Annotated in this window: 25 protein-coding genes; 17 read left to right on the top strand and 8 right to left on the bottom strand. The window is 74.8% G+C overall.

Annotated features, from left to right (window positions below):
* Positions 1 to 10: 10 nt before the first annotated feature.
* The 5 genes from dxr to ACSNOC_RS05590 all read left to right on the top strand — a co-directional run bounded on the left by dxr (position 11) and on the right by ACSNOC_RS05590 (position 5,403).
* Positions 11 to 1,282 carry a 1-deoxy-D-xylulose-5-phosphate reductoisomerase gene (gene dxr, locus ACSNOC_RS05610; protein ID WP_436746119.1) on the top strand — a complete coding sequence of 424 codons (1,272 nt, stop codon included), beginning with the start codon at positions 11 to 13 and terminating at the stop codon, positions 1,280 to 1,282.
* Positions 1,279 to 2,583, top strand: a complete 1,305-nt coding sequence (locus tag ACSNOC_RS05605) for a M50 family metallopeptidase (protein WP_436746118.1) — start codon at positions 1,279 to 1,281, stop codon at positions 2,581 to 2,583. The genes dxr and ACSNOC_RS05605 overlap by 4 nt, the downstream gene beginning before the upstream one ends.
* Before the next feature lie 73 nt (positions 2,584 to 2,656).
* Complete coding sequence (ispG, locus tag ACSNOC_RS05600) at positions 2,657 to 3,811, top strand: flavodoxin-dependent (E)-4-hydroxy-3-methylbut-2-enyl-diphosphate synthase (RefSeq protein WP_436746117.1); 1,155 nt, start codon at positions 2,657 to 2,659, stop codon at positions 3,809 to 3,811.
* 64 nt (positions 3,812 to 3,875) lie between these two features.
* Positions 3,876 to 4,724, top strand: a complete 849-nt coding sequence (locus ACSNOC_RS05595; RefSeq protein ID WP_436746116.1) for a GNAT family N-acetyltransferase — start codon at positions 3,876 to 3,878, stop codon at positions 4,722 to 4,724.
* A 112-nt stretch (positions 4,725 to 4,836) separates the two neighbouring features.
* Entirely contained in the window at positions 4,837 to 5,403 is a 567-nt protein-coding gene (locus ACSNOC_RS05590; protein ID WP_436746115.1) for an N-acetyltransferase family protein, read from the top strand.
* A 36-nt stretch (positions 5,404 to 5,439) separates the two neighbouring features.
* On the opposite strand, the gene ACSNOC_RS05585 is transcribed toward ACSNOC_RS05590, so the two are convergent.
* From ACSNOC_RS05585 to ACSNOC_RS05575, 3 genes are read right to left on the bottom strand one after another with little or no spacing between them, the layout of a single operon-like run.
* Positions 5,440 to 6,342: an aminoglycoside phosphotransferase family protein gene (locus ACSNOC_RS05585; RefSeq protein WP_436746114.1), complete on the bottom strand. Its 903-nt coding sequence runs from the start codon at positions 6,340 to 6,342 to the stop codon at positions 5,440 to 5,442.
* Positions 6,339 to 6,809, bottom strand: a complete 471-nt coding sequence (locus ACSNOC_RS05580; protein ID WP_436746113.1) for a ferritin-like domain-containing protein — start codon at positions 6,807 to 6,809, stop codon at positions 6,339 to 6,341. The genes ACSNOC_RS05585 and ACSNOC_RS05580 overlap by 4 nt, the downstream gene beginning before the upstream one ends.
* Positions 6,806 to 7,294, bottom strand: a complete 489-nt coding sequence (locus ACSNOC_RS05575) for a hypothetical protein (RefSeq protein ID WP_436746112.1) — start codon at positions 7,292 to 7,294, stop codon at positions 6,806 to 6,808. The genes ACSNOC_RS05580 and ACSNOC_RS05575 overlap by 4 nt, the downstream gene beginning before the upstream one ends.
* A gap of 260 nt (positions 7,295 to 7,554) precedes the next feature.
* On the opposite strand from ACSNOC_RS05575, the gene rimP reads away from it, so the two are divergent.
* From rimP to ACSNOC_RS05530, 9 genes are all read left to right on the top strand, one after another.
* Positions 7,555 to 8,061: a ribosome maturation factor RimP gene (gene rimP / locus ACSNOC_RS05570; protein ID WP_436746111.1), complete on the top strand. Its 507-nt coding sequence runs from the start codon at positions 7,555 to 7,557 to the stop codon at positions 8,059 to 8,061.
* Positions 8,062 to 8,063: 2 nt separating this feature from the next.
* Positions 8,064 to 9,080, top strand: coding sequence for a transcription termination factor NusA (nusA, locus tag ACSNOC_RS05565; protein WP_436746110.1), 1,017 nt, complete (start codon positions 8,064 to 8,066; stop codon positions 9,078 to 9,080).
* Between the two features lie 151 nt (positions 9,081 to 9,231).
* Positions 9,232 to 9,522 (top strand): YlxR family protein, encoded by a 291-nt coding sequence (locus ACSNOC_RS05560; protein WP_436746109.1) that lies wholly within the window; start codon positions 9,232 to 9,234, stop codon positions 9,520 to 9,522.
* Positions 9,523 to 9,686: 164 nt separating this feature from the next.
* Positions 9,687 to 12,692, top strand: coding sequence for a translation initiation factor IF-2 (infB, locus tag ACSNOC_RS05555; protein WP_436746108.1), 3,006 nt, complete (start codon positions 9,687 to 9,689; stop codon positions 12,690 to 12,692).
* A 75-nt stretch (positions 12,693 to 12,767) separates the two neighbouring features.
* On the top strand, positions 12,768 to 13,064 hold the full coding sequence (locus ACSNOC_RS05550) for a DUF503 domain-containing protein (RefSeq protein WP_059011614.1): 297 nt from the start codon (positions 12,768 to 12,770) through the stop codon (positions 13,062 to 13,064).
* A gap of 37 nt (positions 13,065 to 13,101) precedes the next feature.
* On the top strand, positions 13,102 to 13,605 hold the full coding sequence (gene rbfA, locus ACSNOC_RS05545) for a 30S ribosome-binding factor RbfA (protein WP_436746107.1): 504 nt from the start codon (positions 13,102 to 13,104) through the stop codon (positions 13,603 to 13,605).
* Positions 13,606 to 13,612: 7 nt separating this feature from the next.
* Positions 13,613 to 14,530, top strand: a complete 918-nt coding sequence (gene truB / locus ACSNOC_RS05540) for a tRNA pseudouridine(55) synthase TruB (protein WP_436746106.1) — start codon at positions 13,613 to 13,615, stop codon at positions 14,528 to 14,530.
* Positions 14,531 to 14,621: 91 nt separating this feature from the next.
* Entirely contained in the window at positions 14,622 to 16,712 is a 2,091-nt protein-coding gene (locus ACSNOC_RS05535) for a hypothetical protein (RefSeq protein ID WP_436746105.1), read from the top strand.
* Positions 16,713 to 16,751: 39 nt separating this feature from the next.
* Complete coding sequence (locus ACSNOC_RS05530) at positions 16,752 to 17,699, top strand: bifunctional riboflavin kinase/FAD synthetase (protein WP_436746104.1); 948 nt, start codon at positions 16,752 to 16,754, stop codon at positions 17,697 to 17,699.
* Between the two features lie 36 nt (positions 17,700 to 17,735).
* Here the strand turns inward: ACSNOC_RS05530 and ACSNOC_RS05525 are convergent, their stop codons facing one another.
* The 3 genes from ACSNOC_RS05525 to eccE form a co-directional block, all read right to left on the bottom strand.
* Positions 17,736 to 20,171: an SCO5717 family growth-regulating ATPase gene (locus tag ACSNOC_RS05525; protein WP_436746103.1), complete on the bottom strand. Its 2,436-nt coding sequence runs from the start codon at positions 20,169 to 20,171 to the stop codon at positions 17,736 to 17,738.
* A gap of 252 nt (positions 20,172 to 20,423) precedes the next feature.
* Positions 20,424 to 21,104 (bottom strand): hypothetical protein, encoded by a 681-nt coding sequence (locus tag ACSNOC_RS05520; protein WP_436746102.1) that lies wholly within the window; start codon positions 21,102 to 21,104, stop codon positions 20,424 to 20,426.
* Positions 21,104 to 22,396 (bottom strand): type VII secretion protein EccE, encoded by a 1,293-nt coding sequence (eccE, locus tag ACSNOC_RS05515; protein WP_436746101.1) that lies wholly within the window; start codon positions 22,394 to 22,396, stop codon positions 21,104 to 21,106. Before eccE ends, ACSNOC_RS05520 begins: the two co-directional genes overlap by 1 nt.
* 97 nt (positions 22,397 to 22,493) lie before the next feature.
* Between eccE and eccB the strand changes: the two genes are divergently transcribed.
* Together eccB and mycP are read left to right on the top strand one after the other, a co-directional pair.
* Complete coding sequence (gene eccB, locus ACSNOC_RS05510; protein ID WP_436746100.1) at positions 22,494 to 23,960, top strand: type VII secretion protein EccB; 1,467 nt, start codon at positions 22,494 to 22,496, stop codon at positions 23,958 to 23,960.
* Positions 23,957 to 25,147, top strand: a complete 1,191-nt coding sequence (mycP, locus tag ACSNOC_RS05505) for a type VII secretion-associated serine protease mycosin (RefSeq protein ID WP_436746099.1) — start codon at positions 23,957 to 23,959, stop codon at positions 25,145 to 25,147. The genes eccB and mycP overlap by 4 nt, the downstream gene beginning before the upstream one ends.
* A 57-nt stretch (positions 25,148 to 25,204) precedes the next feature.
* Here mycP and ACSNOC_RS05500 read toward each other — a convergent pair whose 3' ends face one another.
* Together ACSNOC_RS05500 and ACSNOC_RS05495 are read right to left on the bottom strand one after the other, a co-directional pair.
* Entirely contained in the window at positions 25,205 to 25,486 is a 282-nt protein-coding gene (locus tag ACSNOC_RS05500; RefSeq protein WP_436746098.1) for a DUF397 domain-containing protein, read from the bottom strand.
* A gap of 92 nt (positions 25,487 to 25,578) precedes the next feature.
* On the bottom strand, positions 25,579 to 25,854 hold the full coding sequence (locus ACSNOC_RS05495) for a hypothetical protein (RefSeq protein ID WP_436746097.1): 276 nt from the start codon (positions 25,852 to 25,854) through the stop codon (positions 25,579 to 25,581).
* A 194-nt stretch (positions 25,855 to 26,048) separates the two neighbouring features.
* On the opposite strand from ACSNOC_RS05495, the gene ACSNOC_RS05490 reads away from it, so the two are divergent.
* The gene (locus tag ACSNOC_RS05490) at positions 26,049 to 26,447 is read left to right on the top strand and encodes a hypothetical protein (protein ID WP_436746096.1); all 399 of its coding nucleotides are present in this window, start codon (positions 26,049 to 26,051) and stop codon (positions 26,445 to 26,447) included.
* Positions 26,448 to 26,463 lie beyond the last annotated feature (16 nt).

Here is a 26,463-nt window from a genome sequence, read left to right as displayed (position 1 = left end):
TGATGGGGGGATGACCGAGAGCCCCGTCTTCCTCGCCGACCCGCACCTGCGCCATCCGGCCCAGCCGCCGCCCGACGGGCCGCGGGACGTGGTGATCCTCGGCTCCACCGGGTCGATCGGGACCCAGGCCGTGGACGTGGTGCTGCGCAACCCCCGGCTCTTCGCCGTGACGGGGCTCTCCGCGGGCGGCGAGCGGGTCGGCCTGCTCGCCGAGCAGGCGCACCGGCTGCGGGTGCGGACCGTGGCCGTCGCCCGCGCGGACCGGGCCGGCGCGCTGCGCGAGGCGCTGCGGGACCGGTTCGGCGCCGGGGAGCCGCTGCCCGAGATCCTGGCCGGCCCCGACGCCGCCGCCGCGCTGGCCGCCAGCCCCTGCCACACCGTGCTCAACGGGATCACCGGCTCGATCGGCCTCGCCCCCACCCTGGCCGCGCTGGAGGCGGGCCGGGTGCTCGCCCTGGCGAACAAGGAGTCGCTCATCGTCGGCGGCCCGCTGGTGACCGGCCTCGCCAAGCCGGGCCAGATCATCCCGGTCGACTCCGAGCACTCCGCGCTCTTCCAGGCGCTCATGGGCGGCACCCGCGCCGAGGTCGCCAAGCTGGTCGTCACCGCGAGCGGCGGCCCGTTCCGCGGCAGGACGCGCGCCGAGCTGGCCGCGGTCACTCCGCGGGACGCGCTCGCCCACCCCACCTGGGACATGGGCCCGGTGATCACGATCAACTCGGCGACCCTGGTCAACAAGGGCCTGGAGGTCATCGAGGCCCATCTGCTCTTCGGGATCCCGTTCGACCGCATCGAGGTCGTCGTCCACCCCCAGTCCTACGTGCACTCGATGGTGGAGTTCACCGACGGCTCGACCCTCGCCCAGGCCGGCCCGCCCGACATGCGCATGCCCATCGCGCTGGGCATCGGCTGGCCGGACCGCGTTCCCGGCGCGGCGGCCCCCGTCGACTGGACGCGCGCCCACACGTGGGAATTCCTCCCGCTGGACACCGATGCCTTCCCCTCGGTGCCGCTCGCCCGGAAGGTGGGTAGCCTCGGCGGTACCGCGCCCGCGGTGTTCAACGCGGCCAACGAGGAGTGCGTGGACGCCTTCCTCGCCGGGCTGCTGCCGTTCACCGGGATCGTGGACACCGTCGCCCAGGTCGTCGAGGAGCAGGGCACCGCCCGCTCCGGAACCTCCCTGACCCTCTCGGACGTCCTCGAAGCGGAGGCGGCGGCGCGCACGCGCGCCCGGGAGCTGGCCGGGACGGCCGGCGGAGCGAACCAGGAGAGGACCGCATGACCGCCCTGATGTTCATCCTCGGCATACTCGTCTTCGTCCTCGGGCTCCTGTTCTCCATCGCGTGGCACGAGCTCGGACACTTCTCCACCGCCCGCATGTTCGGCGTCCGCGTCCCGCAGTTCATGGTCGGCTTCGGGCCCACCGTCTGGTCGCGGAAGCGGAAGGAGACCGAGTTCGGCATCAAGGCCATCCCGCTCGGCGGCTACATCCGCATGATCGGGATGTTCCCGCCCGGCGACGACGGCAAGATCCGCAAGCGCTCCACCTCGCCGTTCCGCGGCCTGATCGAGGACGCCCGCGCCGCCGCCTTCGAGGAACTGCGGCCCGGGGACGAGAAGCGCCTGTTCTACACGCGCAAGCCGTGGCAGCGGATCATCGTGATGTTCGCCGGTCCCTTCCAGAACCTGATCCTCGCCGTGGTGATCTTCTTCGGCGTGCTGATGGGCTTCGGGATCAACACCCAGACCACCACCGTCGCCACCGTCTCCGAGTGCGTCATCGCCCAGAGCGAGGAGCCCCGCGACTGCCGGGAGGGCGACACCCCGGCCCCGGCCGCGGCGGCCGGGCTGCGCCCCGGCGACACCATCGTCGCCTTCGACGGCGAGCCCATCGAGGAGTGGAGCACCCTCCAGCAGCGGATCCGCGAGACGACCGGCGAGGCCGTCATCACCGTCGAGCGCGACGGCCGCACCCTGGACCTGCACGCCGACCTCATCGAGAACCAGGTGGCCAAGACCGACGGCGACGGCGGCTACGTCGAGGGCGAGTACGTCACCGCCGGCTTCCTCGGCTTCTCGCCGGCCAGCGGCGTCGTCAAGCAGGACTTCCCCGCCGCTGTCAGCCGAATGGGTGACATCATGGCGAGCGGTGTCGAGGCGCTGGTGAACATCCCGTCCGAGATCCCCGGCCTGTGGAACGCCGCCCTCGGCAACGCCGAGCGCGAGCAGGACTCCCCGATGGGCGTGGTCGGCGCGGCCCGCGTCGGGGGCGAGATCTTCACCCTCGACATCCCGGCCAGCCAGCAGATCGCCACCGCCCTCTTCCTCGTCGCCGGGTTCAACCTGTCGCTTTTCCTGTTCAACATGCTGCCGCTGCTCCCGCTGGACGGCGGCCACATCGCGGGCGCGGTCTGGGAGTCGATCCGGCGGGCGTACGCCAAGGTCACCCGGCGGCCCGACCCCGGCCCCTTCGACGTGGCGCAGCTCATGCCCGTCGCCTACGTCGTGGCTGGCGTCTTCGTCTGTTTCACCCTCCTGGTCCTCGCGGCCGATATCGTGAGTCCGGTACGGCTGACCGGTTGACGTGCCGTAGGCTCGGGGCGGGAAGCCCGCCCACTCCGGGCCGATGATCCGCACCGTGGGGTTGCACGCAGTCATGACAGCCATCTCGCTGGGAATTCCGTCCGTACCGGTCAAGCTGGCCGAGCGCCGCGCCAGCCGCCGGATCCAGGTCGGGTCCGTGCCCGTGGGCGGCGACGCCCCCGTCTCGGTGCAGTCGATGACGACCACCCGGACCTCCGACGTGGGCGCGACGCTCCAGCAGATCGCCGAGCTGACCGCCTCCGGCTGCCAGATCGTGCGGGTGGCCGTCCCGACGCAGGACGACGCGGACGCGCTGCCGGTCATCGCGCGCAAGTCCCAGATCCCGGTGATCGCGGACATCCACTTCCAGCCGAAGTACGTCTTCGCGGCGATCGACGCCGGCTGCGCGGCCGTCCGCGTCAACCCGGGGAACATCAAGCAGTTCGACGACAAGGTCAAGGAGATCGCCAGGGCGGCGGGCGAGGCGGGCACCCCGATCCGCATCGGCGTCAACGCCGGCTCCCTCGACAAGCGGCTGCTCGCCAAGTACGGCCGGGCCACCCCGGAGGCGCTGGTCGAGTCGGCGCTGTGGGAGTGCTCCCTCTTCGAGGAGCACGGCTTCCGCGACATCAAGATCTCCGTGAAGCACAACGACCCGGTCGTCATGGTCAACGCCTACCGGCTGCTGGCCGCCCGCTGCGACTACCCGCTGCACCTCGGCGTCACCGAGGCCGGCCCGGCCTTCCAGGGCACCATCAAGTCGGCCGTCGCGTTCGGCGCCCTGCTCAGCGAGGGCATCGGCGACACGATCCGGGTCTCCCTCTCCGCCCCGCCGGTGGAGGAGGTCAAGGTCGGCATCCAGATCCTGGAGTCGCTCGGCCTGCGCGAGCGCGGCCTGGAGATCGTCTCCTGCCCCTCCTGCGGCCGGGCCCAGGTCGACGTCTACAAGCTGGCCGAGGAGGTCACGGCCGGGCTCACCGGCATGGACGTGCCGCTGCGCGTCGCCGTGATGGGCTGCGTCGTCAACGGCCCCGGCGAGGCCCGCGAGGCCGACCTCGGCGTCGCCTCCGGCAACGGCAAGGGCCAGATCTTCGTCAAGGGCGAGGTCATCAAGACCGTCCCCGAGTCGAAGATCGTGGAGACGCTGATCGAGGAGGCGATGAAGCTGGCCGCCGCCATGGAGGAGGACGGCACCGCCTCCGGCCGTCCCGAGGTCTCCGTGAGCTGAGCGGCGGGGCGCGGTATCGTGCGGGCACCCGTCCCGTACGTCCCCGATTCCAAGGTCCCGCGCCGTGCTGACGTCGTCCACCACCCGGGTTCTCGGCCCCGCCGATCTCAGTGACGTCCTCGCCGTGCTCGGCGAGGACCCGGTGGCGAACGCGTTCGTCACCGCCCGGGTCCTCGAATCAGGACTCGAAGCCCCCTATCTGGGCGGCGAGATGTGGGGGTACTACCGCCGCGGACGCCTCACCTCCCTCGCCTACTCCGGGGCCAACCTGGTGCCCGTCCGGGCCGGCGCCGCCGGTGTCCGCGCCTTCGCCGACCGCGCGCTGCGCGAGGGCCGCCGCTGCTCCTCCATCGTCGGCCCGGCCGGGCCGACGATGCGGCTCTGGGCCCACCTGGAGCCGCGCTGGGGACCGGCCCGCCAGCTCCGCCCCTGCCAGCCGCTGCTCGCCACCGGCGCCATGCCGTCCGGTGTCACCCCCGACCCGCGGGTGCGCCGGGTGCGCAAGGACGAGATGGACCTGGTCCTGCCCGCGTCGGTCGCGATGTTCACCGAGGAGGTCGGCATCTCGCCGCTCGCCTCCGAGGACGGCGGGCTGACGTACCAGGCGCGGGTGGCCGAGACCGTCGGCACCGGCCGCTGCTTCGCCCGCGTGGAGAACGGCCGGATCGTCTTCAAGGCCGAGATCGGCGCGGTCACCCCGGACGCCTGCCAGCTCCAGGGCGTCTGGACCGCCCCCGACCGCCGCGGCCAGGGCCTGGCGACGGCGGGCCTGGCCACCGTGCTGAAGCACGCCCTGGCCGAGACCGCGCCCGTCGTCAGCCTCTACGTCAACGACTTCAACACCCCGGCCCTCACCGTCTACCGGCGGCTGGGCTTCACCCGCGTCGGCACCCTGATGAGCGTCCTGTTCTGACCCGGCTTCCGCCCCGGTGGCCGACCCGGCTCGCGCCCCACCTCGCCCCCCGCCGGAGACCGTTCGCGGTTCCGGACGCGACTTCACCCGCCCGGCGCGTTAGCCTCCCCGCATGACACCATCCGCCGGCGGAACCGCCCCGGACGCACGGGACATCGTCATCGGCCCCCTCGACCTCGCGACCTGGGTGGACGAGGCACTGGCCGTGCAGGCGCAGGCGTTCGGACTGAGCCCCGAGGAGGTCGCGGTCCGCCGCCACATCGTGCTCCGCCACGTCGCCAGCCCGGGGGCCCGGGCGCTCGGCGCCACCGACGGGAACGGACGGCTCGTGGGCTTCGTCTACGGCATGCCCAACGACCGCGCGCAGTGGTGGTCCACCGTCGTCGAGCCCTACCTGCGCCGCGCCGGGAACGAGTCCTGGCTGGACGACTCCTTCACCATCACCGAGCTCCACGTCCTCCCGGCCTACCAGCACCGCGGCATAGGGCGCAGGCTCATCACCACCCTCACGGACGGCGCCGCCGAGCCCCGCTCGATCCTCTCCGCGATCGACACCGAGAGCCCCGCCCGCGCCCTGTACCGCAAGCTCGGCTACCGGGACCTCGCCCGCCGGGTCCTCTTCCCGTCCGCGCCGTCCCCGTACGCCGTCATGGGCGCCACGCTGCCGCTGCGCCGCTGACCGCCGCCCGATCGGGTGATCCGGCACGAGGGGGCCTCACAGCCAGGAGGCGAACTCCAGCAGCATCTCGCCGTCCTCGCGGCGGCCCGCGGCCAGGTCGTCCAGCGCCGACGTCACGGCACGGAACAGGGCCCAGCCGCGCAGCCGCTCCGGATCGACGTCCACCGATTCGGCCAGGCGCGCCACCCGCCGCCGGGTGACCGCCGCCGCGCCCGGCGACGCCACCAGGTCGTGCAGCCGGTCCGCGACCAGCCGCGCCAGGTCGTACGCCCGCTCGCCCACCACCGGCTCCGGCCCCACCGCGAGCCACGGCGACCGCTCGGAGTCCGACGCCAGCACCGCGCCCTGCCGGAAGTCGCCGTGCAGCAGGAACCGTTCCCCGGTGCCGGACAGCAACTCGGCCCGCAGCCGCAGCGCCTCCTCGGCCAGCGCCCGGGCCTCCCCGGGCCCGCCCGCCCGCAGCACCGCCACCCGCTCCCCGGTCCGCTCGGCCACCGAGGGGAACGGGTGCCCGGCGCCCGGCTCGACCCACAGCCGCCGTGCGGCCGAGACGGCCTCCAGCATGGCCTTGGCGTCCGGCAGCGCCCGCAGCGACGTCTCGCCGTGCGCCCGCTCCAGCAGCAGCGCGCCCTCCTCGGGCGCCGCGCGCAGCACCCGCACCGCGCCGTGGCCGTCCCACCGGCGCAGCGCCGCCTCCTCCAGGGCGGCCGACGCGGCCGGCGCGCACAGCTTGAGCGCCGCGGGGCCGCCGTCCGCCCGGCGGACCAGCACGGTCATGCTGGACCGCCCGCCGGGCGCGGCGACCCGCTCGGCGGTCAGCTCCCAGCGGTCCAGCAGCCGTCCGACGAGGGCGGGCAGCCCCGCCAGCCAGCCGGCGGCGTCCGGCCCCTGGGCGCGGGCGAGGCGCCGCGGCGGCTCCAGTCCGAGGGCGGAGGTCATGCGTCCCCGCCGCCGTCGTCGGCCCGGCCGCCGCCGGGGGCGTACTCCGCCAGCCCCGGGAACGGCTCGGGCAGGGCGCCGCGCCAGCGGGCCGCCCTGACCACCGCGTCGCGCATCGCCGCCGCCGCGTCGCGCCGCCGCTCGCCGGCCGCGGCCAGCACCAGATCGGCGTACGCCCCGGCCAGCCGGGTCTCCAGCTCGGCGGCCAGCTCCACGGCGTCCGCGCTGTCCCCGACCTCGAACGGCAGCGCGTAGGCCACCTCCGCGGCCACCGGGGTGCCGCCGAGGTCGCGCACGGTCCGGTGCAGCAGGTCGCGCCGCGCGCGGTGCGCGTCGTACGCCTCGGTGGCCTCGCCGCCGCGGTCGTCGTCGATCCGGGCGCCGACCACGCCGTAGCCGTAGACCGCGGCGTGCTCGGCGGCCAGCGCGGCCTGGGCGGCGTCCAGCTCCCTGGTGCTCTCGGTCATGGGCGGGCCTCGCTCAGCAGGTAGGACTGGGCCGCGCCGGCCGCGGCGAGCGAGGCCAGCAGGCGGGCGAACTCCGGTGGCGCCCCGGCCAGCGCCCGCAACCGCTCGTCGGCGGTGTGCCGTTCGGCGTCGGCCAGCGCGGTCAGGGCCAGCTCCGGCTCCGCGGGCACCTCGGGCGCCGGCCCGGTGGCACCGGGCGCGGTCGTGTCCGACTCGCTGAGCGCGGTGAGATGGGCGGCCACGGTCTCCCGGAAGGCGGTCAGGGTCTCCGCCAGCGCCGGATGGGCCGAGGCCGTCGCGTCGTAGCGGGCGAGCAGATCCGTGCTGTCCCGGGCGGCCCGGCGGCGCAGCCCCTGGGTGGTGGCCGCGGCGGCCTGGCCGCCGCCCCCGCCCTCGTCGCCGTCGTCCCCGGACGTGCATCCGGCCAGCGCGCCGAGGGCGGCGCAGCCGGCCAGCAGAGAGCGCCGGGGGACACCGGAGGACATGGTTTCCCGCACTTCCCGTTCTCCCAGTGGACTGGCGCGCAGCGGATCGTTGGGCAGACGGCGGCTCCCGGCCGTGCCGGGGAGATCACCGCCCCGTGAGCGTACCCGTGCGGCGCGTCCACACCGGTCCCGCCCCGCCACCGGCGTGCCAGCGCCCCCGGCCGGGCCGGTCGGCGTACCGTGCCACAGGCGTTAGGCTGGTGCGCGAGCGCCCGAACGCGCCGTCCCACAACAGCAGACGCGGCCGAGGAGTCACCCGGATGAGCACCACCCAGATCGACAGGCTGCGAGAGTTGCTGGAGCCGCTGGCCGGGAAGCGCGGGATGGACCTGGAGGACGTGCGGATCACCCCGGCGGGGCGTCGGCGGGTGCTCCAGGTGGTGGTGGACGCCGACGGCGGCGTGGGCCTCGACGCCTGCGCCGAGCTGAGCCGGGCGGTCTCCGAGGCGCTGGACGAGAAGGACGTGATGGGCGCCGCGCCGTATGTGCTGGAAGTGACGTCGCCCGGCGCGGAGCGACCGCTGACCGAGCCGCGGCACTACCGCCGTTCCGTGGGCCGCCTGGCCCGTATCCGGCTGCGCGAGGGCGGCGAGCTGACCGCCCGGATCACCGCGGTCGACGACGAGGGTCTCGACCTGGAGGTGCCGGGGGAGAAGGGCCGGAAGCCCACGGCCCGCCGGGTGGAGTTCGCCGGGATCGCGACCGCCCGGGTGGAGCTTGAGTTCAGCCGCAAGCCCGCCGACGACGACAGCGCGAAGGAGGCGTAGCCGTGGACATCGACATGGAGGCACTGAGGGGCCTGGTCCGGGAGAAGGAGATCTCCTTCGACGTGCTGGTGGAGGCCATCGAGTCGGCCCTGCTGATCGCCTATCACCGCACGGAGGGCAGCCGCCGGCAGGCCCGGGTGGTGCTGGACCGCGCCACCGGCCACGTCACGGTGTGGGCCAAGGAGGATCCCGAGGACCTCGCGGACGCCGAAGGGGCCGCCGAGGCGCGGGAGTTCGACGACACCCCGCAGGGCTTCGGGCGGATCGCGGCGACCACGGCCAAGCAGGTCATCCTGCAGCGGCTGCGGGACGCGGAGGAGGACGTCACCTTCGGCGAGTACGCGGGCCGGGAGGGCGACGTGGTGGCCGGCGTGGTGCAGCAGGGCCGGGACCCCAAGAGCGTGCTGGTGGACATCGGCAGGCTGGAGGCGATCCTGCCGCCGCAGGAGCAGGTGCCCGGCGAGGTGTACTCGCACGGGTCGCGGCTGCGCTCCTACGTGGTGCGGGTGGTGAAGGGCCAGCGCGGCCCCTCCGTCACCCTGTCGCGGACCCACCCGAACCTGGTGAAGAAGCTGTTCGAGCTGGAGGTTCCCGAGATCGCCGACGGCTCGGTGGAGATCGCGGCGATCGCCCGGGAGGCCGGTCACCGCACCAAGATCGCGGTCCGCTCGCTGCGTCCCGGGCTGAACGCGAAGGGCGCCTGCATCGGCCCGATGGGCGGCCGGGTCCGCAGCGTGATGGCCGAACTGCACGGCGAGAAGATCGACATCGTGGACTGGTCCGACGACCCGGCCGAGCTGGTGGCGAACGCGCTGAGCCCGGCCCGGGTCACCAAGGTCGACGTGGTCGACCAGGCGGCCAGGTCGGCCCGGGTCACCGTGCCGGACTACCAGCTCTCGCTGGCCATCGGCAAGGAGGGCCAGAACGCGCGGCTGGCGGCCCGGCTCACCGGCTGGCGGATCGACATCCGCCCGGACACCGAGCAGCAGGGCGAGCGGGCCGGGGAGAGGACGTCCTGACGGTGCGGGGCGCCGGGGCGCACGGCCCCAGGATGTTTGGCCTGAAACGGCCGGCGGCCACCGGGAATACCCCGGGTGGCGGAGCCGTTACGAGTTCTGTCGGTGTGAGCCCGCCCTCTGGGGCCGGGCGAACGGGGAGGTAGAATCGTCAGTGTCTGGCCGGACGCGGAGTTCTGTCTGCCCGGAACGCACCTGTGTGGGCTGCCGGCAGCGCTCGGCCCGGGACGGACTGCTGCGTGTGGCGGTGGTCGGGGATCGCTGTGTCCCCGATCTTCGCGGTACGCTGCCAGGTCGGGGTGCGTATGTGCATCCCACGCCGGCCTGTCTGGAGCTGGCGGTCCGCCGCCGGGCGTTCCCGAGGGCCCTCAGGGTCCAGGGGCCGCTCGACACCGGAGAGCTGCGGCGGGCGGTCGGCCAGGGCGACGCGGCGCAAGCACCGTAGTGCAACCGTAAGAAACGTCGTGCGGAAGGTCCGCACGGTCAGGTACCTCGCGAGTCGGAAGTAGGTCGAGATTGCGATGAGCACTCGATGAGTACGCGATGAGTACGCCCGTGAAGTAGCGAAGGTCCGGCGGACGACCGACCCCGGACCGTTAAAGGAGCGAAGTGGCTAAGGTCCGGGTATACGAGCTCGCCAAGGAGCTTGGAGTCGAGAGTAAGGTCGTCATGGCCAAGCTCCAAGAACTTGGTGAATTCGTCCGTTCGGCGTCCTCGACGATCGAGGCGCCAGTAGTTCGAAAGCTGACCGACGCGTTCAGCGGAAACGGCGGCAGGAAGTCCGCCAAGCCGGGTGCCCCCGGTGGCGCGCCCAGGCCGGGCGCCCCCAAGCCGGGCGGCATGGCCCCCAGGCCGCCCGCGCCCAAGCCGGGCGCCGCGGCCCCGAAGCCGGCCGTCAGGCCGGGCCCGGCGGCGCCCGAGTTCACCCAGCCGACCGGCGGTGGCGAGACCGCGCCGCCGCGTTCCGGCGCGTCCAGGCCGGGTGCGGCCGGAGGCGGCCAGCAGGCCCCGGGCCCGCGTCCGGGTGCCAGGCCCGCGCCCAAGCCGGGCGCCACGGCGCCCAAGCCGCCGGCCAAGCCGAGCGTGCCCAAGCCCGGCGGCCGGCCCGCCGGCCCGCGTCCCGGCAACAACCCCTTCACGACCAGCGGATCCACCGGCATGGCGCGTCCGCAGCCGACGACGCCGCGTCCCGGCCCCGCGACCCCGCGTCCGGCCGGCGGCCCCGGCCAGGGCGGCCCGCGCCCCGGTGGGCAGGACCGTCCCGGTCCGCGCCCGCAGGCGCCCGGTGGCGGCCGTGCCACCCCGGGCAACATGCCGCGTCCGCAGGGCGCGGCCCCCGGCGGCCCGCGTCCCGGCCCCGGCGGCAACCGCCCGAACCCGGGCATGATGCCGCAGCGGCCCTCCGGCGCCGGTCGTCCCGGCGGCGGTCCCGGCGGCCCCGGCGCCCGTCCGGGCGGCGGCGGCGCGCGTCCCGGCGGCGGTGGCGGCGGCGGCTTCGCCGGCCGCGGCCCGCGTCCCGGCGGCGGTGCCGGCGGTGGCGGCGGCGGCTTCGCCGGCCGTCCCGGCACCGGCACCCGTCCGGGTGGCGGCGGCTTCGGCGGCGGCGGTGGCCGTCCCGGCGGTGGCGGCGGCTTCGGCGGCGGTCCGGGCGGCGGTGGCCGTCCCGGCGGTCCCGGTGGCCGCGGCGGCACGCAGGGCGCGTTCGGCCGTCCCGGCGGCCCGGCCCGGCGCGGCCGGAAGTCGAAGCGGCAGCGGCGCCAGGAGTACGAGGCCATGCAGGCCCCGTCCATCGGCGGCGTGATGCTGCCGCGCGGCAAGGGCGAGACGATCCGTCTCTCCCGTGGCGCGTCGCTGACGGACTTCGCGGAGAAGATCAACGCCAACCCGGCGTCCCTGGTCCAGGTCATGTTCAACCTGGGCGAGATGGTCACCGCGACGCAGTCGGTCTCGGACGAGACGCTGCAGCTCCTCGCCGACGAGATGAACTACACCGTTCAGATCGTGAGCCCGGAGGAGGAGGACCGCGAGCTGCTCGAGTCCTTCGACATCGAGTTCGGCGAGGACGAGGGCGGCGAGGAGGCCCTGGTCACCAGGCCGCCGGTGGTCACCGTCATGGGTCACGTCGACCACGGAAAGACGCGCCTGCTGGACGCGATCCGCAAGACCAACGTCATCGAGGGCGAGGCCGGCGGCATCACCCAGCACATCGGCGCCTACCAGGTGTCGACGGAGGTCAACGGCGAGGACCGGGCGATCACGTTCATCGACACCCCGGGTCACGAGGCGTTCACCGCCATGCGTGCCCGTGGTGCCAAGTCGACCGACATCGCGATCCTCGTGGTGGCGGCCAACGACGGCGTGATGCCGCAGACGGTCGAGGCGCTCAACCACGCCAAGGCCGCCGACGTGCCGATCGTCGTCGCGGTCAACAAGATCGACGTCGAGGGCGCCGACCCGGTCAAGGTGCGCGGCCAGCTCACCGAGTTCGGTCTGGTCGCGGAGGAGTACGGCGGCGACACGATGTTCGTCGACATCTCCGCGCGCCAGGGGACGAACATCGAGGGGCTCCTCGAGGCCGTCATCCTGACCGCCGACGCCTCGCTCGACCTGCGGGCCAACCCGGCCCAGGCCGCCCAGGGCATCGCGATCGAGGCGCACCTCGACCGCGGCCGGGGCGCCGTGGCCACCGTGCTGGTGCAGCGCGGCACGCTGCGGGTCGGGGACACGATGGTGGTCGGCGACGCGCACGGCCGCGTGCGGGCGATGCTCGACGACACCGGGCGTAACCTCACGGAGGCCGGGCCGTCCACGCCGGTGCTGGTGCAGGGTCTGACCAACGTGCCGGGCGCCGGGGACAACTTCCTGGTGGTCGGCGAGGACCGCACGGCCCGGCAGATCGCGGAGAAGCGCGCCGCCCGCGAGCGGAACGCGGCGTTCGCCAAGCGCACCCGCAGGGTCTCCCTGGAGGACCTGGACAAGGTGCTCAAGGCGGGCGAGATCCAGAACCTCAACCTCATCATCAAGGGCGACGCGTCCGGTTCGGTCGAGGCCCTGGAGTCCTCGCTGCTCCAGCTCGACGTCGGTGAGGGTGTGGACCTGCGGGTCCTGCACCGCGGGGTCGGCGCGGTCACCGAGACCGACATCGACCTGGCGGCGGGCTCCGACGCCATCGTCATCGGCTTCAACGTGCGCGCCGAGGGGCGTGCCACGCAGGCGGCCGAGCGCGAGGGTGTGGACGTCCGGTACTACTCGGTCATCTACCAGGCGATCGAGGAGATCGAGGCGGCCCTGAAGGGCCTGCTGAAGCCGGAGTTCGAGGAGGTCGAGCTGGGCACGGCGGAGATCCGCGAGGTCTTCCGCTCGTCCAAGCTGGGCAACATCGCGGGTGTGCTCATCCGCTCGGGCGAGGTCAGGCGGAACACCAAGGCCCGCCTGATCCGCGACGGCAAGGTCGTCGCGGAGAACCTCACCATCGAGGGGCTGCGCCGCTTCAAGGACGACGTCACCGAGATCAGGGAAGGCTTCGAGGGCGGTATCAACCTCGGGAACTTCAACGACATCAAGGTCGACGACGTCATCGCGACGTACGAGATGCGGGAGAAGCCCCGCGCGTGACGCGGCCGGCCGGGGCCGGTCGGCAGGAGGAAACTCCGTCGATCGGCCCCGGCCGCTCCCGTTACGATCACCGGCATGTATACCGGGACGTTGTCCTTCGACCTGCTGCTCGGCGACGTCCGCTCGCTGAAGCAGAAGCGCTCCGTGGTACGGCCGATCGTGGCGGAGCTGCGCCGCGCCTACGCGGTCAGCGTCGCCGAGGTGGGCGACCAGGACCTCCACCGCCGGGCCGAGATCGGGCTGGCCGTGGTCTCCGGGGACGCCGCGCACCTCACCGACGTTCTCGACCGGTGCGAGCGGTGGGTGGCGGCCCGCCCCGAGGTGGAACTGCTGTCCGTGCGGCGGCGGATCCACGGCGACGACGACGAGTAGCACCACACAGAGCACCACAGAGCAAGGAGACGGACCAGTGGCCGACAAGGCGCGGGCCAAGAGGCTGGCGGACCTCATCCGTGAGGTGGTGGCCGAGAAGCTGCACCGGGACATCAAGGACCCGCGGCTGGGCACCAGGGTCACCATCACCGACACCAGAGTCACCGGGGACCTGCGGGAGGCGACCGTCTTCTACACGGTGTACGGCGACGAGTCCGACCGCGAGGAGGTGGCCGCCGGGCTGCGCAGCGCCAAGGGCGTGCTGCGTTCGGCGGTGGGCGCGGCGGCGGGCGTGAAGCACACGCCGAGCCTGGAGTTCGTCCCGGACGCGCTGCCGGAGACCGCCCGCAACCTGGACGACCTGTTCGTGCGGGCCCGGGAGCGGGACGAGCAGGTGCGGCGGGCCTCGGCGGGCGCCGAGTACGCGGGCGGCGCCGATCCGTACGTGAAGGACGAGGGCGGCGAGGGCGACGGCTCGGGCACCGCGGCGCCGGACAGCGCCGCGGGCGGCACCCCGGACGACGCGGCGGACGAGGACTGAGCCGCGCATGAGCCGTACCACCGGAGCGCGGCGCGGCGCGGGCGGCCCGGACGGGCTGGTCGTGGTCGACAAGCCCGCCGGGTTCACCTCGCACGACGTGGTCGCGCTGACGCGGGGCATCGCCCGCACCCGCCGGGTCGGGCACGCCGGAACGCTGGACCCGATGGCCACCGGCGTGCTGCTGCTCGGGCTGGGGAAGGCGACCAGGCTGCTGGGGCACCTGGCGCTGACGGAGAAGGAGTACACCGGGACCATCCGGCTGGGCCAGGCCACAGTCACCGACGACACCGAGGGCGAGGTCACCGCGCGCGCCGGCGCCGCGGACGTGGACCGGGCCGCGCTGGACGCCGGGGTGGCGGCGCTCACCGGCGCCATCATGCAGGTTCCGGCCAAGGTCAGCGCGGTGAAGATCGACGGCAAGCGCTCCTACCGGCGGGTGCTGGCGGGCGAGGACGTGGAGATCCCGGCGCGGCCGGTCACGGTCCGCTCGTTCACCGTGCACGAGGTCACCGAGCTGACCGCGGAGGACGGCACCGTCGTCACCGACGTGGCCGTGTCCGTGGTGTGCTCCTCCGGCACGTACATCCGGGCCCTCGCCCGCGACCTCGGCGCGGCGCTCGGCACCGGCGGGCATCTGACGGCGCTGCGCCGCACCCGCGTCGGCCCGTACGGGCTGGACGTGGCCCGCACCCTCGATGAGCTGCGGGAGGAGCTGGCCGTGCTGCCGCTCGGCGCGGCGGCTGCCGCCGCGTTCCCCCGCTGGGACGTGGACGGCCGGCAGGCCGAGCTGCTGGGGAACGGGGCGCGGATCGCCACGCCCGCGCTGCCCGAGGGGCCGGTCGCGGTCTTCGGGCCCGAAGACCGTTTCATCGCCCTGATCGAGGCGGCGGGGGAGCGGTCGAAGAGCCTGGCCGTCTTCACCTGAACGAGTGGGCAACGGGCATTCCCGCTGAATCCGGCCGCTTCCGGGGCAGAACCCAGTTCCACACCGGAGGCATCGGGAGGTTGGTTCGGCGATGACGGTGGACGCGCGGCCCGCACTGGTCCGCATCTGCGATCCGGCGGGACAGCCGCGCGGCAGCGGCTTCCTGGCCGACCGGGACGGGACCGTGGTGACCAGCCTCGCGGCGGTCGACGGTCTCGCCCGGCTTGTCCTCGTCGCTCCTTCGGGGGAAAGCCGCCTGGTGCGGGCCGACTCGGTGACCGCGCTGCCGCACGGGGACCTCGCGCTGATCCACGCCCCCGGGCTGCCGCTGGCGCCGCTGGTCATCGGCCACGACCGCACCGGCGCCCCGGGCACGGCGGTCCGCGTCCACCTCGGGGCCTGGTCGGACCGCACGGTCGATGTCGTCATCGGGGAGGCGGAAGGGCCGGTTCCCGAGGAGGGCACCGTTCCGCTGGCCCTGCCCCGGCCGCTGACCGCCGCGCACTCGGGCAGCCCGGTGGTGCACGCCGCCACCGGCGCGGTCGTCGCGGTGGTCGTCGCGCGGCAGGACACCGTCGCCCGCGCGGTCCCGCCGCGTGCCGTCGCCGCGCTGGACCCGGACGGGCCGCTGGCCCGGCTGCTGCGCCGCAACGACGTGACCGTGCCCGGCTTCGGGCAGGACCTCAACCTCGCCGGGGTCCTGGCACTCGCCACCGCCGCACCCCCGGCCCCCCACGTCCTGGTGGAGCGACCCGACGTCGCCGCCGCGCTCGCCCGGTTCGACGCCGGACGGGCCAGTGTGCTGGCCGTCGTCGGCGCCCCCGGCACCGGCCGGACCACCGCCCTGGCCGCGCACGCCGCGCGCCGCCGCCGTGCGGCCGACCCGGCGCCCACGGTCTGGCTGCGCGGCGCCGACCTGCACCGGCCCGACCGGGGCCTGCGGGACGCGGTCGCCCGCGCGCTGACGGCCGCCGGCCGGGAGCTGGCCGCCGGGCCGGACGCCACCTGCGGCGACCCGGCCCACGTCAATCCGGACATCGTCGCCCGGCTCGCCCGCGACCACGGCCGGCCGCTGCTCGTGGTCCTCGACGGGCCCGAGGAGATGCCGGAGGCGCTGGCCGGGCGGCTGCCCGAGTGGAGCGCGGCGACGGCCGACTGGCTCCGGGCTGCGGGTGCCAGGCTCGCCGTCGCCTGCCGGCCCGAGTTCTGGGAGCACGCCGAGACGCTGTTCCCGCCCGGCATCGTCGGCCGGCTCGCCCTCGGCGACCTCACGGCGGCCGAGGCCGGGCGGGCGCGGGAGGCGTTCGGCCTGGCCGGCACGGGCATGGCCCCCGGCGAGGGCCGGCATCCGCTGTCCCTGCGGATGCTGTCGCGCATCCGGGCCGCGCAGCGGACCGACGCCGGCGGCTGCCCGGACCGGCACGACGTCTTCGCCGCCCACCTCGACCTGTCCGCCCTGCGGATCGCCCGGGCGCTGACGGACGGCGGCCGGCTGGTCCCGGCCGTGGCCGCCCAGCGCCGCCTGGCCGCGCACGTCGCGGCGCGGCTGCACGAGGCCGCCCGCCGTTCCGTCGCCACCGGCGCCCTGGGGGCGCGGGTCTTCGAGACGCTGTTCCCCTGCCGCCTCGGCTGGTCCGCCGCGGTACTGGAGGAGGGCGTCCTGCGGCCTGCCGGGCCCGCATACCGGTTCGCCGACGAGGAGTTCGCCGACTGGCTGCACGGCAGGCACCTCGACCTCGGGGCCACCCTGGCCACGGTCGCGCGCGCCGCCGTGCCGCGCCACCGCGTCGGGCCCGTCACCCAGGCCATGCTGCACCTGTGGCGCGACCGCGGGCCCGGTGCGCTGCGGCGGCGGCTGCGGCCCCTGGTCGACGACCTGACGGACGGTTACGGCAGCGCCCCCGGGGCGGCGGACGGCGGCTGGTGGGCCAGGCGCCTCCTGCACGACGTGCCGCTCGCGCTGCCGGACGCCACCGGGGTGCTGCCGGAGCTGCGGCTGCTGGCCGACCGGATCGCGGCGGGCGCGATCGCGGCCGAGCCGTTCGGAGCCGCGTTCTGGGACGGGCTGCGGCTGTCGGCGGCCGATCTGCTCGACCTGCTGCACCGGCTCCGGCCCGTCCCGCCACCGCCCCGGGTGGGCGAGGCAGGCATCCCCCGTGGGAGTGAAGCCGGGTACCTTTGACCGGCAGGCCCACACGGAGAGCAGCGAGGAGCGAGAACGGTGCAGCGCTGGCGTGACATGGCGGACATCCCCGACGACTGGGGACGCAGCGTCGTCACCATCGGTTCGTACGACGGGGTGCACCGAGGGCATCAGCTCATCATCGGCCGGGCCGTTGACCTCGCGCGGGAGTTCGGCGTACCCACCGTGGTGGTCACCTTCGACCCGCACCCGAAGGAGGTCACCCGGCCGGGCACCCATCCGCCGCTGCTCGCCACGCACGGCCGGCGGGCCGAGCTGATGGCGGGGCTCGGGGTGGACGCCGTGCTGGTGCTGCCGTTCACGCACGCGTTCTCGCAGCTCTCGCCGTCGGAGTTCGTGGTCAAGCTGCTCGTGGAGAGACTGCACGCGCGGGCGGTGGTGGAGGGCCCCAACTTCCGCTTCGGGCACCGGGCGGCCGGCACCGTGGAGACCCTGGCCGAGCTCGGCAAGTCTTACGACTTCGAGGTCCACGTCGTCGACCTGTTCGCGCCGGACGGCACGGGCGACGACGAGCCGCTGTCCTCCTCGCTGGCCAGATGCCTGGTCCTGGAGGGCGACGTGACGGGCGCCTCCCGCGTCCTCGGCCGCCCGCACCGGGTGGAGGGGACCGTGGTCCACGGGGCCCACCGGGGGCGGGAGCTGGGCATCCCGACGGCGAACCTCGACACCGTGCGGTACGCGGCGGTCCCGGCGGACGGCGTGTACGCGGGCTGGCTCCTCACCGCGGCGGGGGAACGGCTGCCCGCCGCCGTCTCCGTCGGCACCAACCCACACTTCAACGGCACGCGGCGGACGGTCGAGGCCTACGCGCTGGACCGCACCGACCTCGACCTCTACGACCAGTGGGCCGCCATCGAGTTCGGCTCCTATGTGCGCGGCCAGGAGTCGTTCGACTCGCTCGACGCACTGATGGAGCGCATCGCCGAGGACATCCGCCAGGTGCGCGAGCTGACGCGCGAGGGCTGACCCGGACCCGGGCCAGCCCTCGCGGCGTCGTCGTGCTCAGTGCGGCGGGGCCTGCGGCGGCTGCTGCGGCCAGGGGCCCGGCTGCTGCGGATACCCGTACGGCGTCTGCTGCTGCGGATAGCCGTACCCGGGGGGTGGCGCCTGGGGCTGGGACTGGGCCTGTTGCGGATAGCCATAGCCCTGCGGGGACTGCTGCGGGTAGCCGTAGCCCTGCGGAGCCTGGCCCTGCGGCTGCCCCTGGCCGGGGAGCGGCGGCACCATGTGCGGTGGCATCCCGCCGTCCGGCGTCCACAGCCCCTGCTCCTGCTGGGCGCGCACGAAGTCCTCCGCGATGAGCGCGGCGAGGTCGAAGTACGCCTGGCGGGTCTTCGGCCGCATCAGGTCCAGGTCCAGCTCGGCGCCCGCGGCCAGGTGCTCGTCGAACGGCGCGACGATCACGCCGCGGCAGCGGGTCTTGAAGTGGGCCACGATGTCGTCCACCTTGACCAGCCTGCCGGTCTCCCGGACCCCTGAGATCACGGTCACGCTGCGCCGGACCAGGTCCCCGTACCCGTGTGCCGACAGCCAGTCCAGGGTGGTGCTGGCGCTGCTCGCGCCGTCCACCGAGGGCGTCGAGACGATGATGAGCTGGTGCGCGAGATCCAGCACCCCGCGCATCGCGCTGTAGAGCAGCCCGGTGCCGGAGTCGGTGAGGATGATCGGGTACTGCTTGCCGAGGACCTCGATGACGCGGCGGTAGTCCTCGTCGTTGAACGTGGTGGAGATCGCCGGGTCCACGTCGTTGGCCAGGATCTCCAGGCCGGACGGCGCCTGCGAGGTGAACCGGCGGATGTCCATGTAGCTGTTGAGATACGGGATCGCGCCGACCAGGTCCCGGATGGTGGCACCGGTCTCGCGGCGGACGCGGCGGCCGAGCGTGCCGGCGTCGGGGTTGGCGTCGATCGCGATGACCTTGTCCTGGCGCTCGCTCGCGAGGGTGGCGCCCAGGGCCGTGGTCGTCGTGGTCTTGCCCACGCCGCCCTTGAGGCTGATCACGGCGATGCGGTAGCAGGACAGCATCGGGGTGCGGATGATGTTCAGCTTGTTCTGGCGCTCGGCGTCGGCCGTCTTGCCGCCGATCCGGAACCGCGACGCGGGCTTGCTGGCGGGCTGCGACCGCGGCTTGTTCTTCCTGTTCTGCAGGAGACGCTCGGAGGACAGCTCGACGGAGGCCGTGTAGCCCAGCGCGCCGGGCTGCATGGGGGCCGCGGGCGGTGCCGACGGCTGCGGGACCCGGGGCGGCGCGGGCGGCCCGGCCGCCGGGTCCGGCTGCTGTCCCTGGTGCGGCTGGTGCGGCTGGTGCGGTGCGGGCGGCCCGGCCTGCTGAGGGAACTGGGGCAGCGCGGGCGGCTGCGTGAACGGCGGCTGCGGAGGCTGGGCCGGATGCCCGGTCGGCGCCGGGCGGCCGGCGGCCTGGTCGGGCCACTGCCCGGACTGCGGCGCGGGCGACGGCTGCGGGTACTGCGGCAGGGCCGGGGGCTCGGGAGCCGGGTCCGGCTGCTGCCAGGGCGAGGGCGGTCCCTGCTGCGGCTGCGGCTGCGGCTGTGCCTGCGGCGGCTGCGGCGCCGCGGGCGGCTCCTCCGCGGCGGGGGCCGCCGCCTGCTGCGGGAACGGCGGGACGGGCGGGAGCGGCCGACCGGCCTGCGGGGGCCCGCCCAGCGTGCTCCGCGGGTCGGGCGTGCCGACCGTGGGCGGCATGGGCAGCCCCAGCGGCGGAGCCGCGAGTCCCGGCCGCGGCGCGTCCGTGTCCGTGTCGAGCGGCTCCGGCCCGGCCTCGTCCGCGGGCTCCGCGTCCAGCACCGGCTCCGGCTCGGCGGCCCGGCGGCCGAACTCCACCTCGACGCCGCGCTGCTCCGGCTCCTCGCGCTCCTCGGGGCGGTCGGCCCGCACCGGGGCGAAGACCACGGTGTGGTCCGACGCCACGGGCTCGGCACCGGCCGCCGCGGCCTCCTCCGCCTCCGGCGGGGCCGCCGGGACGACGGGCGTCGCGGGCGGCGGCGTGGCGGGCACCGGCGGCCTGAGCTGGAAGTCCGGCGGCAGCGGCGGCAGTCCGCCGGGCGGGGCGGGCGGCGCGGACGGCGGCGGTGGCGTCGGCGCGGCCTGCGCACCCTCGGCAGCCGGTGCAGCCGGTGCGGGCTCGGCGTCCGCCGGGGCGCGCCCGGTCGCCGGTCCGCCGAACCGCATCGTCGCCCCGCTCACCACGTCACCGGGCCCCGGCGGGGGCGGCACGGCACTCGGCGGCGCGGGGGCGGCGGGCTCGGGAGCCGGGGCGGCGTCCGTGGCCGCGCCACCTCCCGAATACCAGGCGGGCGGCGTGTAGTCGATGGTGAACTGCCCCGTGCTCTCCGAGTCCTCCTCGAGGAGCTCGTCATCGGGGCGTTCGTCGGCGGAGGTCTCCTCCGCGGTGCGAACCCTGTCCCGGTCGCTGTTCACGACGCCTCCCGCTAACTGGTCTTGCTTCATGCTCCGCACGCCGTGGGGCCGCTGTGCGAACGACGGGCCCGCCCCCCGGGCGGTTCCCTCGACGTGGGCTCAGGTCAATGCTCTACGACACTGGTGCCGCACCCACCCTCACCCTAATCGCCCCCCGGGAACTCCCCTAGACCTCCCCTCGCGGCGGGGCGCGCGCCGCCACGAGAACCCGGACAAAGGGGGCGAACCATCGGGCGTGGCGGGCATGTTGCCCTAGTTGCCCGGGTCGAGACGGCTCGGATTCCCCAGCAGGCCCGTCTCGCTGTCCGTCGGAACCGTCCTCACCATGCGCCGCGACGTCCGCGTGCACCACAGCGTCACGTTCTCCGCGAAGGTCGACAGGGCCTCCACCTGTGCCTCCGGCAGCGTCATGATGCGGCCTATCAGCCGGGCCTCGTCCGGGGACACCCGCTGCACGCCGACCAGCGCGGCCCGCTCGATCAACCGGGGGGCCACCGGGCTCACATACGGCAGGAGCGTCAGCACCGGCTGCCAGGGCGCGGACGCCACCCGCCCGCGCGGCGGCCGGATTCCGCAGTCCCGGACCACCAGAACCGGGCTGCCCAGCGTGGCCCCCAGCGGCGGCACCTTGCCGACCTCGTGCAGCGTCATGCACTCCAGCCCGCCGTTCGCCGCCTGCGCCAGCCGCGTCCACACCTGCGGCCGGCCGGTCTCCACCGCCACCCGCACGCCCGTGGCCACCGCGCGCAGCGCCAGCACGTGCGCCATCCAGACGCCGCCGATCAGCACCATGTCGAACGGCACCGGATGGTGGATGCCCAGCACCGCCGGCCTGGACTTGCCGTCCACGCCCACGATGATCCCGTCGTCGCCCACCGGCAGGGCGAGCGCCGCCAGCTCCCCGGCGGACAACACGTGCCCGGCCCGGCCCATCAGCGCGCACCCCCCAACGGCAACGTGGCCTGGACGCCCGGCAACTGCTGCCGGTCCATCCGCGCCAGCCCCACCCGGGCGGCCCGCGCCGCCCGCAACAACTGCGCCCCGGCCGCCCGCACCTCGCCCTCGCCCCGCGCGGTGATGCGCACATGCCCGCTCAACTCGACCGCGCCGCGCCCCCGTCGCCGCAGGGTCAGCGCGAACGTCGTGGCGAAGGCGGGCAGCGACGTCAGCAGCGCCACCAGCCCCGGCAGCGGTGTCGCGCCGGGACCGAGCACCGGCCAGCGCGCCACCCGGAACGTCGTGTGCCACCGGTCGTCGCACCGCCACTCCCGCGGTCCCTCGGCCGTCCGCCGGGGCCGGGGCCCCTCGCTCCGGCCTATCAGCGTCGTCGCCGCCGGGTCCGAGCTGGTGCAGGCGGCGACCGCCGACAGCAACTCGGCCTGCGTCAGCACCGTCGCGGTGAAACCCGCCCCGGTCAGTCTGCTCGCCAACTGATCGGCCGCGCGCGTCAGGCAGCGCTGCGCGCCCACCAGCCCCCCGCCGCGCTCGGCGACCGCGCGCGGGCACAGCTCGGGATCCAGCCGCAGCGCCACCCACGTCAGCCGCAGCGCGGGCGCGGCGGCGCCCTGCTCCTGCAGCAGCGCGTAACTCGTCCCGGCCACCGACCGGTCCGGCAGCACCGGCGCCGGCGCGGGCTGCGTGTACTGCACCGACTGCACGGACTCCAGCCGGATACCGTCCGTCTCCAGCGCGTCGTGCAGCAGCGCCAGCGGCAGCGGCCTGACCGCGTGGCCGGGCTGCAACGGCGCCGGCGCCGCCTCCACCCGCAGCACCGCCGTCAGCGTCCCGCCGTCCCCCGCCATCCCGACCTCGCGCCGCTCCCGGCCGTCCCGCCCCCCGCGCGCCGCGAACGCGTAACTCCGCAGACCCGGGCGGCACTCGGCGGCCAGCGAGAAGAGCGGATCATCGCCGGGCGGCAGCGGCGCCGCCGCCTCCCGCCGCCTGCGCCGCAGCGCCAGCGCCGAACCGATCCACACCGGCAGCGGCTCCCCCTGCCGCCAGGCCACCAGCACCAGAACCAGCAGCGCCGACGGCACCACGGCCAGCGCGCCCAGCGGCCAGCTCTCCGCCGCCACCCCGGCCAGCACCAGCCCGCCGGCCCCCTGCAGACACAGCAGCGGCCAGAGCGGAAGCAGCCCGCCGGGCCCCGGCAGCGCCCGCGGCGCCACCCCCGCCCCGGCCGACCGGTCCGCCCCCGCCGTGGCGGCCGTCGCAGCCGTCGCCATCTGGGACCCCCTCCTGACCGTGATCGCTCCGTCACCCGGCATAGTAGAGGCCGGGACTGACACCGCGTTCACGGGTACGGGGGAGGAGCGGCCACCCATGGCGTCGCGCAAGGACGAACTGAACGCCTACACGTTCGCGAAACGGCGGACCGTCGCGGCGTTCCTGCAGCCCGCGCCGGTCGTCACCGAGGAGGACGCGCCGCGCCCGCTGCGCGCCGTACTGCCGGGGATGATCGTCGGCGCGCTGATTCTGGCCGGATTCGGCGCGTGGGGCATGTTCCGGCCGTCCGTCCCCGAGGGCTGGGACGAACCGGGGAAGAACGTCATCATCGGCAGCGACTCCACCACCCGCTACGTGGTGCTGGAGACCGACGGCCGCGCCCAGCTCCACCCCGTTCTCAACCTCTCCTCCGCACGGCTCCTCCTCGACAACCCCGACGACCTCAGCATCGTCAGCGTGGACGAGGAGGAGCTGGACAACGGCGCGATCCCGCGCGGCCCCACCCTCGGCATCCCCTACGCGCCCGACCGGCTGCCCTCCGCCGAGGAGGCCGCGCAGGCCAAGCGCTGGGCCGTCTGCCAGCAGCCGGGCGGCGGCGAGAACGGCGTCCAGCAGGCCGTGTTCCTCCTCGCGGACCGGGACGCCGAGCGCGTCGAGGGCAGCGAGCGGCTGACCGGCGGCGACGTGCTGTTCGTGCGGTCGCTCGAGGACGGCGCGCTCTACCTGGCCGACCCCGCGGGCACCAAGTACCGCCTCGACGAACAGGGCGAGGATCTGGATCTGCTCCTCCGGCTCCTCACCCAGGGGGACCCGCAGCCGGTCGGCGAGGCCTGGCTGGACACCTTCCGCGACGGCACGCCCATCGCCTTCCCCGAGCTGCCCGCATCGGTCGGCACCCCGGCCGGTGTCCCCGGACTCGTCCCGGAGGCGAACGTCGTGGGCATGGTCCTGCGCGCCCCCACCGGCGGCGGCCCGCAGCAGTACCTGGTCCTGCCCGGACGCGTCGTCCCCGTCTCCGACTTCACCGCCCGCCTGCTGCTCGGCAGCCGCGCCCTCGACTCCCTCGGACAGGCCGGCCACCCGCTCGACGTCGGCGCCGCGGCTTTCGTCCCGGCGCCGCCCGAGCAGGCCCTCGACCACGATCTGGACTGGCCCACCGAGCCCGTCACCCAGGTCAACACCGGCTCCCGCGACACCATCTGCTCCGTCCTGCTCTCCGTCGACGGCGACGGCGGCACCGAGCAGGCCACCTGGGCGGGGGACGCCTACCCCGCGACCATCTCCTCCGGCGCCACCACCGCCTACGTCACCCCCGGCACCGGCCTGCTCTACCGCCAGGTGCAGGGCGAGGAGACCGACGCGGGCAACGTCTTCCTGGCCACCGACACCGGACTGCGCTACGCCGTGGAGGCCACCGCCGACGGCGAGGAGGCCGACCAGGCCCAGCTCCGGCTCGGCTACGGCGACATCACCCCGGTCCCGGTGCCCGCGAGCTGGTCGGTCCTCCTGCCGACCGGACCGCGCCTGGAGACCGACAGCGCCAAGCAGCCCCAGGGGTCGTGAGAGACGTGACCATCCCCAAGGCGGCCCGCGCGGCGGCGGCCCTCGCCCTGACCGCCGCGCTCTGCGTCACCGGCGCGCCCCCGGCCGGGGCGGTCGGCGGCGAGTGCACGTTCCCCGCCGAGCCCATCGAGGAGCGGCCCTGGTCGCTCCAGCGGGTGCTCTTCGACCAGCTCTGGGAGCACACGCGGGGCGAGGGCGTGCGCGTCGCCGTCATCGACTCCGGCGTCGACACCGTCAACCCGCAGCTCACCGACGCCGTCGACGCCGCGTCCGGCGCGGACTTCACCGGGGGCGAGGGCGGGGCCACCGACGACCTCGTGGGCCACGGCACCAAGGTCGCCGGCATCATCGCCGCCCGCCCCCAGGAGGGCACCGGCTTCGTCGGCCTGGCGCCGGGCGCGACGATCATCCCGATCCGGCAGAACGACGCCCAGGGCAGCGGCACCGTCGAGACACTCGCCCGGTCCATCGACCACGCCGTCGCGCAGGGCGCCCACATCATCAACATCTCGCAGGACAGCGAGGGAACGCCCGGCGCCGACTCCGCACTCAAGGAGGCCGTCGACCGCGCGCTGGCGGCGGATGTCGTGGTGGTCGCCTCGGTGGGCAACGACGGCGCCGACGGCCAGGCGCGCGAGACCTACCCCGCCGCCTACGACGGGGTTCTCGCCGTCGCCGCCTCCGACCGCAACAACGAGCGGGCCCCGTTCTCCCAGTCCGGCGACTTCGTCGGCATCGCGGCCCCGGGCGTCGACATCGTGTCCACTGTCCCCGGCGGCGGCCAGTGCGTGGACAACGGCACCAGCTTCGCCGCGCCGTTCGTCGCGGGCGTCGCCGCCCTGCTGCGCGCCGAGCACCCGGAGTGGACGGCGCGGGAGATCGTCACCCAGCTCCAGCAGACGGCGGAGCGCGCCATCCCCGGCCCGGACTCCGCCATCGGCTGGGGCGTCGTGGACCCGGTCCGCGCGGTGACCGAGGACGACGTCCGGCCGACCGGGGAGCCCGTCCCCGACGAGGGCGTCGCCGCCGCCCCGGCCCCCGACGTGCCGGACCTGGCGCTCGGCGAGACCCACGCCGAACGGGCCGAGCGGCTCGGCACGTTCGCCGTGCTGGCCGTCGCCGTCCTGATCGCCGTCCTCGCGGGCGCGTCCCTCGTCCTCCGCGACTGGCGGCGGCGCGCCCGCTGACCGCCGTGGCCGGTCCCCGCGCGCGTCAGGCGCGGGCCCCGCCGGGGCCCGTGCCGCTCACTCGGCGTCGCCCTCGACGTCGATGTCGAACTCACCGTCCCGCGCGCCCAGCACGAACGCCTCCCACTCGGCGGCGGTGAACCGCAGCACGGTGTCGGGATCCTTCGAGTTCCGCATCCCGACCCCGCCGCCCGGCAGGTAGGCGATCTCCACCTTCTCGTCCTCCGGACCGCCGGGCGCGCTCAGCCACTCCACGCCGGAGATGTCCAGGGCGTACAGCTCGTTCTTCTCGCGCTCCTTGCGCGCGGCGATCTCTTCCGGAGTCTCGGTCGCGGCCATCGGCGCACTTTCCCTTCGCTCGGCGGGACATGGGACAGGCGGAACGCCCGAACGTGATCGTAGCGCGGCTCACTGTCACCGCCCCCGCCCGGCTAGAAGCTCCGCAACCACCAGTCCGCGCCGAGCAGGAGCACGAACCCGGTGACGAGCACCGCCATCCCCAGCCGCGTCCGGCCGCGCCGGCTCATCTCGATCACGGCGCCGGAGAGGATGAACGCGGCGCCGTACAGGCCTATGGACTGCAGGGACGAGCCGTCGCCGAGCTGTATGACGAGCACGACGGCCATCGCGACCATCGCCACACCGGCGATGCCCATCCGCAGCCGCCGGGCCTGGCGCGGGGTGAGTCCCTGCTGTGTCGATGTCACGGGAGCAGCATAAGCGTTCGGTCCCCGGCCGCCCTCGCCCGTCCGGCGTATTCGGCGGACAGTCCGACTCTCGGAACAACTGCCTTTTCTTTGACGGGGATTCACATATCCACCTTGCGCCGACGACGAGCCAACCGCTTAGGATGGATGGCCCACGGTGACTGAGGGGGCACGACCTGTGGAGGAGGGGTGGGGTGAGCGATCCGTACCAGCCGACGGGTCAGCCGGATCTGTATCTCGCGGACGGAGAGCTCAGCGGCTTCGTCAACTGGCTGAACGACTGCCTGCGAACCCTGCGCGACTCGGGGCTGGACCCCGACCAGATCGGGCGACTCGGCACGGCCGCCCACCAGTTCGGTGACCTGGCGGCGGCCCACGAGATCTACGCGCGCTACGAGGACGTCCGCGCCCGGCTGGAGCGCTTCGCACGCGCCCAGCAGGACGCGATCGAGCTGCTGGGCATCGCGACCCAGCTCGCGGAACGCAACTACGTGGCCACGGACGCCGCCCAGGTGGACCGGCTGCGGGAGATCATGGCGAACTTCGAATCGCTGTACGCCGAGGACGGCGACGCGCCCGTCACGGAGCCGTGACGGGGAGGGGAAAACA

The organism is Streptomyces sp. URMC 129 (assembly GCF_051386415.1).
Classification (GTDB): domain Bacteria; phylum Actinomycetota; class Actinomycetes; order Streptomycetales; family Streptomycetaceae; genus Streptomyces.
Note: the sequence above shows the minus strand (reverse complement) of the source record. Positions and strands in the feature narration are given on the sequence as shown.

What these genes read in the sequence shown, in the direction of transcription:
- dxr (WP_436746119.1), top strand. Translation starts at nt 11, where the DNA reads ATGACCGAGAGCCCCGTCTTCCTCGCCGACCCGCACCTGCGCCATCCG.
- ACSNOC_RS05605 (WP_436746118.1), top strand. Translation starts at nt 1,279, where the DNA reads ATGACCGCCCTGATGTTCATCCTCGGCATACTCGTCTTCGTCCTCGGG.
- ispG (WP_436746117.1), top strand. Translation starts at nt 2,657, where the DNA reads ATGACAGCCATCTCGCTGGGAATTCCGTCCGTACCGGTCAAGCTGGCC.
- ACSNOC_RS05590 (WP_436746115.1), top strand. Translation starts at nt 4,837, where the DNA reads ATGACACCATCCGCCGGCGGAACCGCCCCGGACGCACGGGACATCGTC.
- ACSNOC_RS05585 (WP_436746114.1), bottom strand. Translation starts at nt 6,342, where the DNA reads ATGACCTCCGCCCTCGGACTGGAGCCGCCGCGGCGCCTCGCCCGCGCC.
- ACSNOC_RS05580 (WP_436746113.1), bottom strand. Translation starts at nt 6,809, where the DNA reads ATGACCGAGAGCACCAGGGAGCTGGACGCCGCCCAGGCCGCGCTGGCC.
- ACSNOC_RS05575 (WP_436746112.1), bottom strand. Translation starts at nt 7,294, where the DNA reads ATGTCCTCCGGTGTCCCCCGGCGCTCTCTGCTGGCCGGCTGCGCCGCC.
- rimP (WP_436746111.1), top strand. Translation starts at nt 7,555, where the DNA reads ATGAGCACCACCCAGATCGACAGGCTGCGAGAGTTGCTGGAGCCGCTG.
- ACSNOC_RS05550 (WP_059011614.1), top strand. Translation starts at nt 12,768, where the DNA reads ATGTATACCGGGACGTTGTCCTTCGACCTGCTGCTCGGCGACGTCCGC.
- truB (WP_436746106.1), top strand. Translation starts at nt 13,613, where the DNA reads ATGAGCCGTACCACCGGAGCGCGGCGCGGCGCGGGCGGCCCGGACGGG.
- ACSNOC_RS05535 (WP_436746105.1), top strand. Translation starts at nt 14,622, where the DNA reads ATGACGGTGGACGCGCGGCCCGCACTGGTCCGCATCTGCGATCCGGCG.
- ACSNOC_RS05520 (WP_436746102.1), bottom strand. Translation starts at nt 21,104, where the DNA reads ATGGGCCGGGCCGGGCACGTGTTGTCCGCCGGGGAGCTGGCGGCGCTC.
- eccE (WP_436746101.1), bottom strand. Translation starts at nt 22,396, where the DNA reads ATGGCGACGGCTGCGACGGCCGCCACGGCGGGGGCGGACCGGTCGGCC.
- eccB (WP_436746100.1), top strand. Translation starts at nt 22,494, where the DNA reads ATGGCGTCGCGCAAGGACGAACTGAACGCCTACACGTTCGCGAAACGG.
- ACSNOC_RS05500 (WP_436746098.1), bottom strand. Translation starts at nt 25,486, where the DNA reads ATGGCCGCGACCGAGACTCCGGAAGAGATCGCCGCGCGCAAGGAGCGC.